Source organism: Pseudomonas sp. SJZ078, assembly GCF_007828255.1.
Taxonomy (GTDB): Bacteria; Pseudomonadota; Gammaproteobacteria; order Pseudomonadales; family Pseudomonadaceae; genus Aquipseudomonas.
Genome location: NZ_VIUG01000006.1, coordinates 116,902 through 132,423, shown reverse-complemented (window position 1 = coordinate 132,423; position 15,522 = coordinate 116,902). Strand labels below are relative to the sequence as shown.

The following is a 15,522-nucleotide window of genomic DNA, read 5'->3' as shown; positions in this document are numbered from 1 at the left end:
CCATGCCATCATTCCTCGAAACGTATGAAACCGGCCGGCACAGCCTGGCCATGACGACCAGGCCGCCCGTGGAGCGCCAGTGGGAACACATCCTTGCGCGGTTTGGCCGAACGAGTGAAAGACAGGACGGCTCGCTCCTCGCCCCTTTTTTCCTCAAGGCTGAAGAACCCCATGAGCTGCTGCAATTGCTCGGCCTGACCGCTCATTTCTTCGGCGGTGGCGGCCAACTCCTCTGAGGCAGAGGCATTTTGTTGGGTGATCTGATTGAGCTGATTCATCGCCGTATTGATCTGGCTGACGCCCGAGGACTGCTCTTGGGACGCGGCGGAGATTTCCTGCACCAGGTCACTGGTCTTGGCGATGCCCGGCACGATCTCACCGAGCAGGCTGCCGGCGCGCTCGGCCAGGGCGACGGAGCCCTTGGCGACCTCGCCGATTTCCTGGGCGGCGACCTGGCTGCGCTCGGCCAACTTGCGCACCTCGGCGGCGACCACGGCAAAACCCTTGCCGTGCTCGCCGGCGCGGGCCGCTTCGATGGCAGCGTTGAGCGCGAGCAGATTGGTCTGGTAAGCAATGTCATCGATGATGCCGATTTTCTCGGCGATGCTCTTCATCGCAATGACCGTGTCCTTGACCGCCTCGCCCCCTTCGCGGGCCTGCCGAGAGGCGTTGCCGGCCATGCCGTCGGTCATCCGTGCGTTCTCGGTGTTCTGCTCGACCGAGGCCGACGTCTCCTCGACGCTGGCGGCTTGCTCGCTGGAGGCATGGCTCATCGATTGGGCGGTGGCGGAGACTTGCTCGGACGCACTACTTAACGCATTCGCGGCGCCACGTACTTCACCGATGATCTGCGAAAGTTTCTCGACCATGCCTTTCATGGCGGCGAGCATGCTGCCGGAATCGTTACGGCGCAGGGGGATCGTCACGTTGAGATCGCCGCCGGCGATACGCTGGGCAATCTCAGCAGCCAGTTGAGGTTCACCGCCCAGTTGACGAGTCAGGCTACGGGTAATCCAAATAGCCAGGAGAATACCAATGAGCAGCGCGGCACCCAGCAGCGAGAAGGACAACAGGCGGGTCTGATCGTATTCGGCTTGTTCCAGTTTGTCGTTGTCGGAAAAGGATGCTTCCTGCAACTCGATCATGTCGTTGAGCAACTTGGTGTACAGGGTTTTCGCCTGAGCCAGGTCACCATAAAGCAGGTCGATCGCCTGGTCGTCCAGGCTCACCGATGCCAGCTCGACGAGCTGGTCCACGAACCGGACATAGGTCCCTCGAGCATTCTGGATACTTTTGAACAGGTCCCGCTCCTGCACGTTGTCCAGCAGTTTCTCCAGGATATCCAGTTTATTTTCCTGGGCCTGGCGGATCGCCTGGTAGCGGTCGCGAAGCTGTTTGAGTTGCTGCTCGTCAGATTTGAGAATCAAATCGCGCAACGTAGCGCTCGTATCGCTCACCCCATTGTTGATGTCGTTGCTGACCTGGACCTTCGGGTAAGCGTTATCGGTGATGTCGTCCACGATCAGATGGACGTTGAACAGACCACTCATGCCGGTAAGGGCCAACGCCAGCATCATCGCAAGCATGACGGCGTAGCCGGAACCAAGCTTGGTGGCGACTCGCATGTTGGAAAAAACGCTCACCATCATATTTCTCTGCTTTATAGTTGAGATGAATCTGGGCATGCAGAATGGATCGCGATCATCTCTGCGAGGCCAGTGTTCGTTGCTTCGTTCCCGCGATTCGCTTGATCAACCCAGCAACATCCAGGATCAGCGCCACCTCGCCATTGCCCAGGATGGTGAAACCACCCAAGCCACCCAACTGGCCAAAGAGCTTGCCCAGCGGCTTGATCACCGTCTGGAACTCGCCCAATAGTCGATCCACCACAAAGCCGGCACGCTGCCCGGCGAATTGCACCACCACCACGTTTTCCCTGCGCGGGGGCTTGCCTTCGACATCGAACAGCTCGCGCAGGCGGATGAAGGGCAGTACTTCGCCGCGCAGGTTGAGATAGTCGAGCCCGTCATTGGCCGGCAGCTCGATGCACTCCACCACCATGTCCTGTGGGATCACATAGCTGGCGTTGCCGACACCGACCATGAAACCGTCGATGATCGCCAGGGTCAGCGGCAGGCGAATGCGCAGCTGGGTGCCCTGCCCTTCGATGCTGTCCAGCTCCAGGCTGCCGCGCAACGCGGTGATGTTGCGCTTGACCACGTCCATGCCGACGCCGCGCCCGGAGAGGTTGCTGATCTGCTCGGCGGTGGAAAAACCCGGCTCGAAGATCAGGTTGAAGATGTCGTTTTCCGCCAGATGTTGTCCTTCGCCGACCAGCCCGCGCTCGATGGCCTTGCGCAGGATCTTTTCCTTGTGCAAGCCACCGCCGTCGTCGGCGACCTCAATGACGATGCTCCCGGCATCGTGATAGGCGTTGAGGCGCAACGTGCCGTGGGCCGGCTTGCCGTGGGCCAGGCGCACCTCGGCGGGTTCGATGCCATGGTCCATGGCATTGCGCACCAGATGGGTCAGCGGATCACCGATGCGCTCCACCAGGGTCTTGTCCAGCTCGGTCTCGCCACCGCTGATCTCCAGGCGAATATCCTTGCCCATCTCCCTGGACACATCGCGGACCACCCGTTGGAAACGATTGAAGGTGGAGCCGATCTGCACCATGCGCAGGGTCAGTGCTGAATCGCGCACTTCTTCCACCAGACGCGCCAGGACCGCCGTGGCTTCCATCAGCTCACTGGCACCGGTGTTCCTGGCAGCGAGATTGGCGCCCGCGCCGGCGATGATCAGTTCGCCGATCAGATTGATCAATTGATCGAGCTTGCCGGCATCGACGCGGATCAGACTGTTCTCGCTTCTGCGGCTGTCTTGGACCTGTGGTGAGTTCGATACAGGATCGTCGGGTATCGCAGCGGGAATCGGATGCTCGACCGGCGCCGGATCAATCACCAACGCCGCAGGCGGCAGTGGCGGCTGTTCGAGTGGCCCTGCGCCCGTAGCGGCAGTGAGCTCGCAACAACGGATGAAAATAATTTCAGCCAGGCGCTGGCGCTCCTCCGGCAGTTCCCGAACCATCTGACGGTATTCATCGGTCTTGCAGTGCGGCGACAGAATATGCACCTGACTGTCGTCGCGAATGAACTCGAAGACATTCTCAAGGGTGGCTTGATCGACATCGCCGTGAAAGCCGATCTCGAAGCCCAGGTAGCAACTCTCCGGATCCATTTGCGCCGCGCAGGGCAGATGATCGCCGAGGGTGACAATGTTGCAGATTCGTCCCAACGTGGCCAGGTAACGGATGAACGCCAGGGGGTCCATGCCGTTGCGCAGCAGGTCAAGACCAAAACGCAAGGAAATGTGCCAATGGTCGGCAGTCCTGGATTCACCGCCGCTTTCGATGCCGGGTTCATGCTCGACCGTCGACGTACCGCCCGGCTGGGTGCCGAGACCTGGCGTCGATTCAGATTCGTCGCCCAGAAATCCACGCAGCACGCTGAGCAGGTTGGCGCCGTTGTCACGAACGGTCTGCGGCGCGGACTCGTTGCCGTCCGCCACCAGCCTCACCAATACACCGACGTGATCGCAGGCCTGCAAGAACAGCGCGGTCAACTGCGCGTTGAATTGCAACTGCCGGTCACGCACACGGTCCAGCACACTCTCTGCGACGTGGGTGAAGGAAACGATGTCATCCAGACCAAACAGACCTGCCGAGCCTTTGATGGTATGGGCGGCGCGAAAGATCGCGTTGATCGTGTCGGGGTCGTCCGCTGCCGACTCGATCCGCAACAAGGCTTCTTCCATATCTTGCAGAAGTTCCAGGCTTTCGACGATGAAGGTCTGCTGTGCGTCGTCCAGGTTCATGAGCATTGCCTTTTCACCACCGGTTGGATTGCAACGGAACAGGGTCGCCGAACAGGACGGCTAGATCGCACAGCGCGAACACCTCCAACACCGCTGGGCTGTGATTGGCCAATCGCAGTTGCCGGTTGCGCAGGTTCGTCTCCTTCTTCGCCATGATCAGCAGTTGCAACCCGGCGGTATCCAGTTCCTGTACCCCGCCCAAGTCCAGTTCGAGGTCTTCATCCTGGGCGATCAGATCGTCAAGACGTGTTTTCCATTCAGCCGCGGTGTAGATGTTCAGCTCGCCCTCGATGCAGAGGCGCTGATGAGCGTTGGGATACATGGTTTGGATTCTCTTCAACCGATGCCGGCCTATTGCGTGCGACATGGATAGGATTGCGAAATATCAGGGCAGAACGAGTTTGGACACCGCCGTGAGCATCTGTGCCGGCTGGAAGGGTTTGACCACCCACGCCCTGGCCCCGGCCGCCTGGCCTTCCTGCTTCCTGGCATCGCTCACCTCGGTGGTGAGCATGATCACCGGGGTAAATTTGTAGGCCGGTAACTGCTTGGCCGCCCGGACGAAGGAAAGGCCATCCATGTTCGGCATGTTCACGTCACTGATGATCAGGTGCAGCTTGCGACCGTCGAGTTTGCTCAGGGCGTCTTTGCCATCGCAGGCTTCAACGGTCTCGTAACCGGCGCCTTTCAAGGCGATGCTGACAACCTGGCGCAGGGACGCCGAGTCGTCGACGATCATGATGGTCTTGGCCATTGAGGGCTCCTAGAAAAAGGTGATTTCGGATTCGTTGCCCGACGTACTGTTGGCATTGCCCCGGTGCACGTCATGCAGCTCGGGCATGGTGTAAGTACGAGCCAATTGTTCCAGCCAGGCCTGGGCGTCAATCGGTGTTGGAAGCTGGCCTGCGGCGCTGTCCCGCTGCCCCTGGGCCAGGTTCTCGTGGAGCTTTTCCAAGTCGTTACGGACCAGACTCAGCACCTGGTTGACGCGATCCTGGAACTGCAGGCCGACCAGTACCTGGGCTATTTCCTGGCCGACGAACTGGCTTTCCCTGCGCAACTCATGGGAGGAGTTGAAAAGCGTGGTGGTGGCGCTGCGAAAACTGTCAATGACTTGCTCGATGACTTGGCCGGATCGGTTTACGGTGGCTTCGTCCTGCTCGGCATATTGACGAGAGATTTCCAGGGTACTGGCGATGGCCGCACTCACCGTGTTTACCGTGTCGCCGATACGCTTGCCGGTTTCACCGGACAGACTCGAGAGTTTACGAATTTCATCCGCCACCACGGCAAAACCCCGACCAACCTCACCGGCACGGGCAGCCTCGATGGCGGCATTGAGCGCGACCAGGTTGGTCTGCCTGGCGATATTGCCGACATCCTGGGCCATTGCTTGCAATTGCTCGGTGAGGCTGGAGAGTGCCATCACTTGATGCAAGAGCGTTTCCTTGGTGGTCAATGCGGCGCGCAGCGAAGCGATGATCGCATCGAGCTCCCGTTGACTGGTACCGAACAGCTCGACCAGCCCCCCTTCCGCCGCTGCTCCATCCTGCGCGCCCGAAACAACCCGCTCGACACGCATGGATATCTCGGCAAAACGCGCCGCCAACGTGGTGATAGCCTCTTCGGTGTGGCTGCGGGCAATTTCGATCTGGCCCGCCCATATCGGCAGCACCCCCTGGCATACCGGTTCCAGGCCACAGCGACATGTCGGCACAGGGGCTTGCAGCACTTGTGACTCATAATCGATTGAATCGACAGCGACACGTAGCGCACGGTTACGCGAGTGGTAATAACAGGCCGCAGCCACGCCCAGCACCAAAAGTAGAACGGCAAGCCCTACGGCCTGCATATCCACTACCCCGCCCGCCAGTACAGCGGTGGCTCCCAGGATCGCCAGTGCAAGAAATGCGACTGGCGCCCCCGACGAGTCGGGAACCTGGGTGTTGATTGTTACGCTCAATGTGGACTCTCCATCCGACGGCCGGAACTGATAGCAGAGGCGAACGCCAACAGTCTTGCGTCAAAAAATCTGGCAGCAAAATGCCACCCACCCATCATGCAGAACCAGGGTATGACCCAACCATCAGACCAAGCTGGTTTTACCGTAGGCGACTCGGCGAATTCAGTAGGACTCGCCCTACTTCACTCCACGTTCCTGGGATGGCGGTAAGGAAGGCGTAATAGGGATGCCCGAGGCGCCCGGCATCGAGCGTCCCGATCAGGTGGACAATGGATGCCCGGAAGGCTTTCAGCGGTGGTTTTCCGAATGAGACAGAGGCAACACTCTGATGACTCAGAGCACCCCATGCTTGATGGCATAGCGGACGATATCGGCCGTGCTGGTGAACCCCATCTTTTCCATCAGCCGCGCCTTGTGGGTGCTGACGGTCTTATGACTGATCGCCAGTTCCGCCGCGATCCGCGAGACGCTCAACCCCTGGGCAAGTTGGCGCATGACCTGCAGTTCCCGATCGGTAAGCCCATCGTGCTGGCTAAGCGGGCCTAACCCGCTGGCCGCAAACGCCATTTGCTCGGCCAGCCCGGCATCGATGTACCGCCCTCCGGCCGCCACCCGGCGAATCGCCGCGAGGAGGGTTTCGGGGTCACGGTCCTTGGTCAGATAGCCTGAAGCCCCCGACCTGAACGCACGCTGGGCAATCTGGACTTCGTTGTGCATGCTCAGCACAAGGATCGGCAACTTCGGATAGTGAAAGCGAATGCGTGCCACCAGATCGTCCCCGCAGATGCCCGGCATGCTCATGTCGAGCAACAGCAGGTCGATTTCAGTCACTCGTAGTTGCTCGAGCAGCATCGCACCGTTTTCCGCTTCGGCGACAACCCGCACATCGGGTGCCAGGGCAAACAGCTGCTTCAAGCCTTCACGCATGATGGCATGATCGTCGGTAATCATCAGTCGTATCATAGGAGTTCCGGGCCCGGCTGAAAGGGAATGTACACTCGGACACGGGTCCCCTGTCCAGGTGCACTGTCTATGATTACCGTTCCACCGACCATGTGCCCGCGCTCGCGCATGCCGAGCAAGCCCAACGTGCCCTTTGGCAATTGCTGGGGATCGAAGCCCCGGCCGTCGTCACACACCACGATCTGCAAGTGCTCGGCATCGTGTTCCAGGTGAATATTCACTCGGCTGGCGTGGGAATGGCGACCGACATTGGTCAGCGACTCCTGGATCACCCGGAAGATCGCAGTAGCACGCTCGTCATCGAGCACCAGTCGAGTCGAGGGCGCCCTGAGCCGACAGTCGATACCGGTAGTGTGGATGAACTCGGACACCAGCCATTCCAGAGCGGAGGTCAGGCCCATGTTGAGCGCCGAGGGGCGCAGGCTGGTGGCAACGTCGCGCACGACCTGAAGTATGTCATCAACCCGCAGCATCAACGCCTGAACACGCTCCAACAACAGCGGCTGATCATTGCCGAATTGCAGGCGCAGCAACGAGATGCCCATTCGTAACGCTGACAACTGCTGCCCCAACTCGTCATGGATCTCCCGAGCGATGTGCTTGCGCTCTTCCTCGCGCGTGGTTTCGCGACGACTGGACAGCAGACGCAATTGCGCGTGGGATTCCTTGAGCCGTCGTTCCGCCGCGCGCCAGGCACTGACGTTACGACCGACGGTGAGAATACCGACAAGTGCTCCGCTCTGATCGCGCTCCGGCACCAGACGGACTTGATAACAGACCGGCTCTGAGTCCTGTCCTGCCGGCATATCCAGCGTCAGCTCCGCTTCGCCGGCTTGACCGCTGCGCAGGACCTGCTCGACCCTGCTCTGAAAGGATCGGGCCAGACCCGAACGGGGCGATACCTGTCTGAATGTTCTGCCGAGCAGAGCCTCCTGCGACAGATCGAGCATGCCTTCCATCGCCGGGTTGACATACATGAAGCGGCACTTCGAATCGAACCGGGCAATGACGTCGGGGGTGTTATCGAAAATGTCCCGGTAGCGCTTTTCGCTTTCGCGCAGCAGCGTCTCGGCGTAGTTGCGCTCGATGGCGATGGCAGCTAGATGGCTGGCCTGATAAATCAGTTTGAGGTCGCTGTCGGTTGGTCGGCCCGGGCGGCGTAAAAAGATGCTGAACAGACCCAAGACCTTTCCGGAAGAGCCTTTGATCGGCTCCGACCAACAGGCCCGCAATCCGGTCTTGACAGCTAACTCTCTGATGGCCGCGCAGCAACGATACTCACTCAGGTCTTCGACGATAATCGTAGTGTTGCGCCAGCCGGCAGTGCCGTCCTTCTCCGAGAGGTCAATATCCCCTACCGCCTGTAGATAATCGCCCGGCACGCTTGGCGCGGCAATGACTCGCAAGTAGCGTGTATCATCGCTCACCAACCTGATACAGGCGAGGAACTCCGGCCGGGCCTGCTCGATATAAGCCGTCACCCGCGATAGGACCTCAGCCAGCGGAGCACCCCGCACCAACCGTTCGAAAATGCCCAGCCGCGCCTCCTCCAGACGTTCGTGACACTTGAGTGCGGTAATGTCGTACCCCTTGGCCAGGACACTGGTCACCGATCCGTCCGCGCCTCGTTCGGCGTTAATCTGGAAAGCGTGCACAACCATTTCTCCGCTTGCAGCGTTCGGCCATTCCAGGACGGTTTCCAGCGGCTCGCCGGTACGTATCACCTGACGCAGCAGCGCCAGGTAGTCCGTCACCGCCATGTTGGCGGTCCAGCCATCCTCGACCGGCATCTTCAGGGCTCGGGCAGCCGGTATCCCCGTATACCGCTCGAAAGCAGGATTGACGTAAGTGCGCCGACAATCGAGGTCGTATCGGATGATCAGGTTCAACGAGTTCTCCGCCAGCGCACGGAATTGCTGCTCGCTGGTCAGCAGGCGGGTCTCCATGCGCTTGCGTTCGCCGATATCGCGACTGATCCCGACGATGCGATAGATATGTCCCTGCTCGTCGCGCACGGGAATGAACGTCGAATGGAGGGACACCGACCCGGCCGGAAGATCGATTTCGATGCTCCACTCGATGATTTCGCCACGGGCCAGGCAGTTCATCAAACCTTCCATGACCTTTTGCCCCGACTGCGGCACGACCTCCCCCAGGCAGCGACCGATCAATTGTCGGCGGTCGAGCCCCGACACACGTTCAAAGGCTGCATTGACCTCTATGTAGCGAAACTGCCGATCTTCGGTGATTTCCAGCAGATAGAGGCAGTCGGAGCTGTTGTCGAAGACTTCCCGATAGCGCTTCTCGCTTTCCTGCCGCGCCGAGTGCAGGCGCCTGCGCTCGGTGATGTCACGGGCCAGTTCCAAGCTGTAGCTCTGGCCGTCCAGCTCAAGATAGGTGACGCTCAGTTCGACAGGAAAAATGCGCCCATCCCTGGCCCGATGACGACTTTCAATGATTTCAGGGGTGCCCCGCGCAGCGTAGCTCCAATCTTCCAATATCTGCTCATTCGTCCAATCCGGATCTATTTCGGCGACCGTCATGCCGAGCAGTTCCGTGCGGCTGTATCCCAGGCTTCGACAAGCTTCGTCGTTGACATAGCGAAACCGGGCCTGCCGGTCGATCAGGTAGGCGGCCTCGTGTACATGGCTGAGGGCAAGGTCCAGCAAGGACAGGTGCTCTTCTGCTTTGAGAAGACGGCTGAGGTCTTCGATCTGGACGACGAAATACGAGGGCGTGGCGTCGCCGCTACGTATCGCACTGACGGTCAGTTGCACCCTCACATACTCGCCGTTGCGGTGCCGATATCGCTTGTCCATTCGCAGGTAGGAAACACCCTCTCTGGCGAGGAGCCGACCCCAGTCCTGCTCCTCGGAAAAATCATCCGGATGAGCCAACGCCTGGCTGCTGGTTTGGAGCAGGTAGTCTTCCTCGCGACCGAGCAATTGGCAGAGATAGCGATTGACGCGCAACCAGCGCCCGTCGAGCCCCAGCAAGGCCATTCCGATGGCAACAGACTCGAAGGCCAGGCGAAAACGTTCTTCGCTCTCCATCAACGCCTGCTCGATGCGTTTTCGCTCACTGATATCGTGCAGGAAACCGAACCAGATAATCGAGCCATCCGCCTCCAGCGTTGGTGTAGAACGCCCCTCGAGCCAGATCTCACCCTTTATCGGATGGCGAACCCGGTATTCGCACTGCCAGAGACTCAACATGCGTGCCGATGCAGCGATCGTCGCCTGGACGCGAGCGAGATCCTCGGTATGAATACGTTCAAACAGGATATTGACGTCGCGTTTGAGCTCGTCCGTGGTTACCCCGTAATATTCTTCGTAACCCGACGATGCCCAAGGCATGGATACCTTGCCATCGCACCCCAGTCGAAAAGTGCCGATGATGCCCGGCGCCGTTTCCACGATCCGCTGCAGCCATTGGTCCTGCTCCAGGCATCTGCCCAGGCTTCGAGCCGCCACACATGGGTCAATCTCACAAAGGAGCCATTCGTCGACTGCACTCGACTTCGTGCGCCCCAGCAGCACGCTGCCGTCCTGGCGCCGATAGCGCAGTTCAACCGGTCCGCTGGCGAAGTGAGCCGGCAAGATTCGACCATCCACGGCGCGCGGGAACTGGCCGCCCGGGTCCTGGAGCAACGCCTGGAATTCGACGGCGAGCAATTGCGCCGGCGCGTAGCCCAACAGCTCGGCAAAAACGCCGTTGGCTTTCAATACCCGGCCCTGGCCATCCAATAGCACCAGCGCCGCTGAAACCAGGTCGAAGATGGCATCGAAGAGTTGGGCTTGCACCCTCCGTGGGGGAGAAATATCCGTTTCCATAGAGAGCTTCATCGGCACTTCGCTCTAAAGTTGCTTATGGACAAAGAACGATCGATTTTCGGTCGGTGACGGCGCAAGCTCATCAGGACTTGCCCCGAGTATGGTGGATCGTTCGCCTTTGTGTCATAAGACTAAACGCCAAAGTGATGAACGCCCGGTATTCGATCGACCAATCGACAGACTCAGGCATTTTCCGAGTCGTGATCATATAAATGATAGTTGTTCTTACCGCTGCCCTTGGCTTGATACATGGCGATATCCGCCTTGCGCAAAAGACTGGCGGTGTCCGTGGCATGATCGGGGCACAGACTGATACCCAGGCTGGCGCCGACGCCGATCCGGCGACCATCGACGTAGAACGGGCTGGACAACGCGGCAACGATATTGGACGCGACCTGCCCGGCCTGGTCGGCACTGACCCCATTTTCCAGGATGACGGCGAACTCGTCGCCACCGATCCGACACACCACATCGGTGCTGCGCAACGTTTCCCGCAGGCGCTCGGCAACCAGAATCAACAGGCTGTCGCCGGTCTCATGACCCAGCGTATCGTTGACGATCTTGAAGTCATCGAGATCGATGAACAGCACCGCACAGGACGTAGCGTAGCGCGTCACCTCCGCGACGGCGGTCTCGAGCTTTTCCTTGAAATAATGGCGGTTGTACAGCCCCGTCACCGGATCTTGATAGGCCAGCTCGTTCAGTTGCTGCTGGGCCAGTCTGCGCTGTTGCAACTCGGCACTGATGCGTGCGTCATGACTTTCGAGCTGATCCATCATGTCATTGAAACTGCGGGCGAGTCGGCCGGTTTCATCGCTGCCATATACCGTCGCTCGCAGACTGAAATCCTGATAAGTGCGCACCCGTTCGGTCAGTTTTACCAGATTCTGCAACGGCCGCACGATGCTGGACGCCATTCGTCGGGAAAGGATGAAAGACAGAAACAACGCCACCGCGGCCGCCAGCCCACCGAACAGAGCCTGCACCGCCAGCCCCCGATAGAGCGAGGTAAAGCTCGCATTCACCGCGACATTGCCGATGACTTGACCATGGAGCTCTACCGGCCGACGCACCAAAAGGGAATACAAGCCGATTTCTTCAACCCCATAGTAATTCACAACCTCCCCGGCCGGATCGCGCCGATAGATCGCCAACTGACGCCCATCGTTGAGCACGAATGCAGCCCAATTGATATCCGGAACATGCTGGAGAGAGGCCAGCGTTTCGTACGCCTCGTCGGCGTTTGCGAACATCATCGCCGCCGAGCCGTTTCTGCCCACCACCATGGCGTGAGCCGTGATGTCCTCCACCAGGGAGCGGCGCTGAACGACCAGTTGGTAGACCAGCAACATCACCAGCAGCACCGTCATGGCGGCCGCGGTCAACTTGAACCCCGTGTGAGTGACCTTATCGCGCAAAGGGAGATCCTCGAAACGTAAACGGGACATGGCTCAGGATCTGTCCGCAACGAAGCTGGCGAGCTTGAGCAGCCGAGAGCTGAAGCCCAGATGGGCCTGCCGCGCCGCAAACAGATTGACGTCGAACACAATGCGCTGGCCCTGGCGTCGCATCTCGATCATGACGCCCTGATCGGCGAATCCGGTGGCATCGGTGATGGTCAACACCGGCGTCGCGGCCAGTTGCCCGAGCAGAGAGCCAAGGGCACGACGGTTCTGTTCATCGATATAAAGGACCTGACAGCCCATAAGCGAATCACCAGACAGAACCCGGCGTACATCGATGGGCAGGCCGTTCTGCACACGCTTGCCTTGCAAATGGGCGAGTTCATCGTCCAATTGCGTGATGCCGAGCACACACAATCGAAAATTGACGTCAGGCAACGATGGCCATTCGGCGAACAGGGCAAAATTGTATAGATAGGCCGCTTTCATGGCACGTTCCTCCACTACCGAGTCGGCCATCACCCCCTGGGTGGACAGGTACAGGACAACCAGGACCAGCACATGGCGGACGGCGATTTTCATGGGAATGCATACCCCACGCTCAACCACAGGCTACGCTCGCCACGCTCAGGCAAATCGGCGCTGCTCTCGATGTCGAAGAAAGACGCATCGAGGTAGCGTCGGTCGAAGAGATTGCGTACCGCGGCGGTGACACTCACCCCAGGCACGACATCCCGACTGGTGAACGTCAGGTCGGTGATCGTATAACCGCTAGCACTTACACCCGGCGCGACCAGCCTGCGCCCCACGTATCGGGCAGCAAGACTGGCTCGCAAGCGCTCCTCCGCCAGAGGCACTGACACCTGCAGCTTGCTCAAGTGCCGGGGTGAATTCACCCGATCACGGCCAAGGTTGTCCTCCGAGCGCTGCAACGTGTGACTGCCCCTCAGTTGAACCTCACGCCATTGCCACTGAGCTTCGAGTTCGGCACCTTGGGTGTCGATCCGCTCCAGCGAAGGCTCCGAGAAACGACCGATGGGATCGGTAATGCGATAACGATAGAGGGTGCCCAACAAACGGAAGTCGCCACGGCGATGATCGGCCACAAATTCGGTGGTGGTGACGCGCTCCGACTGGACGCCGGGAAGATCATTGGAGGTCGCTTCGTACCGACTCGCGAAGCGGGTCGCGCTGCCGTGGGACAACGACAGACTGGTGTTCGTCAGGCCGGTATAGAGCAAGGCCACCCGAGGGTTGCTGCGCGCCACCGAATCCTTGCCACTGCGCTGGTCCATGCGTATGCCCAGATTCAGGCTCAAGTCATGGCGCAGGGCAATTTCATCCTGGGCGTAAAGGCTGAACGTTTGAGTCGACACCTCACTGCGATACGTTTCGTGTTCGTCGCGGCGAGGAAAATATCGATCTAATTGCTGGTTTTGCCGGTAGTCGTTGCGATATTCACTGCCCAGCACCAGTCGATGCCCGGACAGGGTCACGCTACTGACCGTGCCCTCCAGATCCCACCACCGGCCGTCCGCGCGAACGTCCTCGATATAATGGCGTCCATCATCGATGGGCTCACGATAGGCGCTGCGGTAAAGATAACGGCCGTGTGAGAGCCGCACGGATGAGCGAAAACTGCCGAAGTCGGCATCGTGGCCAAGCTTCAAGAAGTCATTGCGGTCGGAAAAATCCCAATGGGCATCAAGGGGAATCGTCAGTTCCTGCTGCTTGCGTTCGACGAATGCGCCCTCGATGCTCCAGGCATTCTGAGAACCCTTGATGAACAACCGCTGCCCGTCCTGGTCATCGTGCAGGGCCTCGTTGGCGAGCGGCGTATCAGGAAGTTCGGCTTGGGACGCCGAGGTCGAGACCAGCCACTCCCCGCCGCTGTCCAGGCGCGTACCCCAACTGGCTCGGACCTTGCGATCCTGGTTCGAGCCGGCGGTCATGGCGACCTGGCCGCCGTCCAGATCACGCCCCCTGAGCGTCACGACGTTGATCACACCGAGGAAGGCACCGTTGCCGTACAGCGCCGAGCCTGGGCCTGGTGCGTACTCAACCCGGTCGATCAGCTCGGTGTCGAGTAGCCCATCCTCGCCGAGGTAGATCTGGTTGAAAATATTGTCGGCAACCGGCTGGCCATCGATGCGCAACATGACCCGTCCCGCGTATTCACCAGGCGCACCGTAGCCACGCCCGCCCAGAAAATAGTAAGCCCCGTCGAAGCCAATGCTGAGGCCGCGCATGTTATTCAGGATCTCGCCCAGCGTCCTGTAGCCGAAGCGATGTATTTCTTCGGCCGTGACCACCGAGACGGCCGAGGGCGCGTCGGTAAGCTGCTGCGAGAATTGGGCCGCGCCCACGACTTTGGTCTCGAGCAGTTGCTCGAAGGGAATAACGGTCAAATCCTGGGCCGACGCCACCCGCGCCAACAGCCACATGCCCGACAAGCAGAGGCTCTGCAAAGCGTGCCGGGTCAGAAGCTTAGAAGTAAGGTACGGCGACATGATCTGGATGGAGGTCTCTGGGACTGGAAGCTCAATTACTTCGTTTGGCTTTCGCATACTTCAGAGCAAGCCGACATCAACGGTACTTGCCTCGGAAACCAAGCAAACGGATGCTTTAACCGCGCGATTGTCCACCCGTAAATGAATCACTGCGCGAATGATGGCAGACTGCCTTGCTTGCACCGACAGCACCATCGGGCCAAGCCTATATTGATCTAGGGGAACCTCGAGGAACCGTAGGAATTGCCCTACCACCACACCACGCTAGATAACGAAGCTCTTCATCATTTCGCGCAAATTGCCGGCGAGTTGGTTGAGCTGCCGAGTCGTGGTGAAGGTCTTCACCGCCACGTCCTGCGCCTGGACCGAAAAATCGCGAATATTCAGCAAGTTGCTGTCCACTTCTCGAGCGACCGCCGCCTGCTGCTGCATCGCGCCGGCAATGACGCGATTACCCTCGGATATCAGTTCCACGGCCTGAGTGATTTCATCCAACGCCTCACCGGCCGCGCGCGCGACGTCCAGACTGCGGTCGGCTTTATGCGTGCATCCATTCATCAGCAATACGGCGTCCTGAATATCGGTTCGGATCCCAGCCACCATCTCTTCGATTTCCAGTGTCGATTGTTGGGTGCGATGAGCCAAGCCTCGCACCTCGTCGGCAACCACTGCAAAACCGCGCCCGGCGTCACCTGCGCGAGCCGCCTCGATGGCCGCATTAAGCGCCAGCAGATTGGTTTGCTCGGCAATCGAGCGAATCACTTCCAGGACTTTTCCGATGTCCTGGCTTTTGCGCGCCAGCTCACCGATCTGCGTGGAAGTCTTTTGTACTTCCTCGGTCATTTGCTGAATCGCGCCAACAGTCGCTACGACCATGTCCCGCCCCTGCCTCGAAGAATTGCTGGCGGTGCCCGACGCCTGAGAAGCCAGTAGCGCATTGCGGGCCACTTCTTCCACCGCCGAAGTCATTTGGGTGA

General features: G+C 59.6%; 11 protein-coding genes. All 11 read right to left on the bottom strand.

Going from position 1 to position 15,522, the window contains the following annotated elements; genetic code table 11:
- Nucleotides 1-8 precede the first annotated feature (8 nt).
- Nucleotides 9-1,649: a methyl-accepting chemotaxis protein gene (locus FBY02_RS08430; RefSeq protein WP_256662491.1), complete on the bottom strand. Its 1,641-nt coding sequence runs from the start codon at nt 1,647-1,649 to the stop codon at nt 9-11.
- Nucleotides 1,650-1,701: 52 nt separating this feature from the next.
- A complete protein-coding gene (locus FBY02_RS08425) occupies nt 1,702-3,873 on the bottom strand; it encodes a chemotaxis protein CheA (protein WP_144925906.1) in 2,172 nt (723 codons plus the stop codon).
- 13 nt (nt 3,874-3,886) lie between these two features.
- Entirely contained in the window at nt 3,887-4,195 is a 309-nt protein-coding gene (locus FBY02_RS08420; protein ID WP_144925903.1) for a lipid asymmetry maintenance protein MlaB, read from the bottom strand.
- Nucleotides 4,196-4,258: 63 nt separating this feature from the next.
- Entirely contained in the window at nt 4,259-4,627 is a 369-nt protein-coding gene (locus FBY02_RS08415) for a response regulator (protein ID WP_144925900.1), read from the bottom strand.
- 9 nt (nt 4,628-4,636) lie between these two features.
- Nucleotides 4,637-5,455 carry a methyl-accepting chemotaxis protein gene (locus FBY02_RS08410; protein ID WP_371921407.1) on the bottom strand — a complete coding sequence of 273 codons (819 nt, stop codon included), beginning with the start codon at nt 5,453-5,455 and terminating at the stop codon, nt 4,637-4,639.
- 714 nt (nt 5,456-6,169) lie between these two features.
- Entirely contained in the window at nt 6,170-6,799 is a 630-nt protein-coding gene (locus FBY02_RS08405; RefSeq protein ID WP_144925894.1) for a response regulator transcription factor, read from the bottom strand.
- Nucleotides 6,796-10,602 carry a PAS domain S-box protein gene (locus tag FBY02_RS08400; RefSeq protein ID WP_178115355.1) on the bottom strand — a complete coding sequence of 1,269 codons (3,807 nt, stop codon included), beginning with the start codon at nt 10,600-10,602 and terminating at the stop codon, nt 6,796-6,798. The genes FBY02_RS08405 and FBY02_RS08400 overlap by 4 nt, the downstream gene beginning before the upstream one ends.
- 212 nt (nt 10,603-10,814) lie before the next feature.
- The gene (locus FBY02_RS08395; protein ID WP_144925888.1) at nt 10,815-12,080 is read right to left on the bottom strand and encodes a sensor domain-containing diguanylate cyclase; all 1,266 of its coding nucleotides are present in this window, start codon (nt 12,078-12,080) and stop codon (nt 10,815-10,817) included.
- Between the two features lie 3 nt (nt 12,081-12,083).
- Nucleotides 12,084-12,617 carry a YfiR family protein gene (locus tag FBY02_RS08390; protein WP_144925885.1) on the bottom strand — a complete coding sequence of 178 codons (534 nt, stop codon included), beginning with the start codon at nt 12,615-12,617 and terminating at the stop codon, nt 12,084-12,086.
- On the bottom strand, nt 12,614-14,479 hold the full coding sequence (locus FBY02_RS08385; RefSeq protein WP_256662500.1) for a TonB-dependent siderophore receptor: 1,866 nt from the start codon (nt 14,477-14,479) through the stop codon (nt 12,614-12,616). Before FBY02_RS08385 ends, FBY02_RS08390 begins: the two co-directional genes overlap by 4 nt.
- Nucleotides 14,480-14,809: 330 nt before the next feature.
- A complete protein-coding gene (locus FBY02_RS28340) occupies nt 14,810-15,388 on the bottom strand; it encodes a methyl-accepting chemotaxis protein (RefSeq protein WP_371921406.1) in 579 nt (192 codons plus the stop codon).
- Nucleotides 15,389-15,522 lie beyond the last annotated feature (134 nt).

Bases quoted from the DNA above. Each gene is read 5' to 3' on its own strand.
- FBY02_RS08430 (WP_256662491.1), bottom strand. From the start codon at position 1,649: ATGATGGTGAGCGTTTTTTCCAACATGCGAGTCGCCACCAAGCTTGGT.
- FBY02_RS28340 (WP_371921406.1), bottom strand. From the start codon at position 15,388: ATGACCGAGGAAGTACAAAAGACTTCCACGCAGATCGGTGAGCTGGCG.
- FBY02_RS08415 (WP_144925900.1), bottom strand. From the start codon at position 4,627: ATGGCCAAGACCATCATGATCGTCGACGACTCGGCGTCCCTGCGCCAG.
- FBY02_RS08425 (WP_144925906.1), bottom strand. From the start codon at position 3,873: ATGAACCTGGACGACGCACAGCAGACCTTCATCGTCGAAAGCCTGGAA.
- FBY02_RS08405 (WP_144925894.1), bottom strand. From the start codon at position 6,799: ATGATACGACTGATGATTACCGACGATCATGCCATCATGCGTGAAGGC.
- FBY02_RS08410 (WP_371921407.1), bottom strand. From the start codon at position 5,455: ATGCGTGTCGAGCGGGTTGTTTCGGGCGCGCAGGATGGAGCAGCGGCG.
- FBY02_RS08420 (WP_144925903.1), bottom strand. From the start codon at position 4,195: ATGTATCCCAACGCTCATCAGCGCCTCTGCATCGAGGGCGAGCTGAAC.
- FBY02_RS08395 (WP_144925888.1), bottom strand. From the start codon at position 12,080: ATGTCCCGTTTACGTTTCGAGGATCTCCCTTTGCGCGATAAGGTCACT.
- FBY02_RS08390 (WP_144925885.1), bottom strand. From the start codon at position 12,617: ATGAAAATCGCCGTCCGCCATGTGCTGGTCCTGGTTGTCCTGTACCTG.
- FBY02_RS08385 (WP_256662500.1), bottom strand. From the start codon at position 14,479: ATGTGGCTGTTGGCGCGGGTGGCGTCGGCCCAGGATTTGACCGTTATT.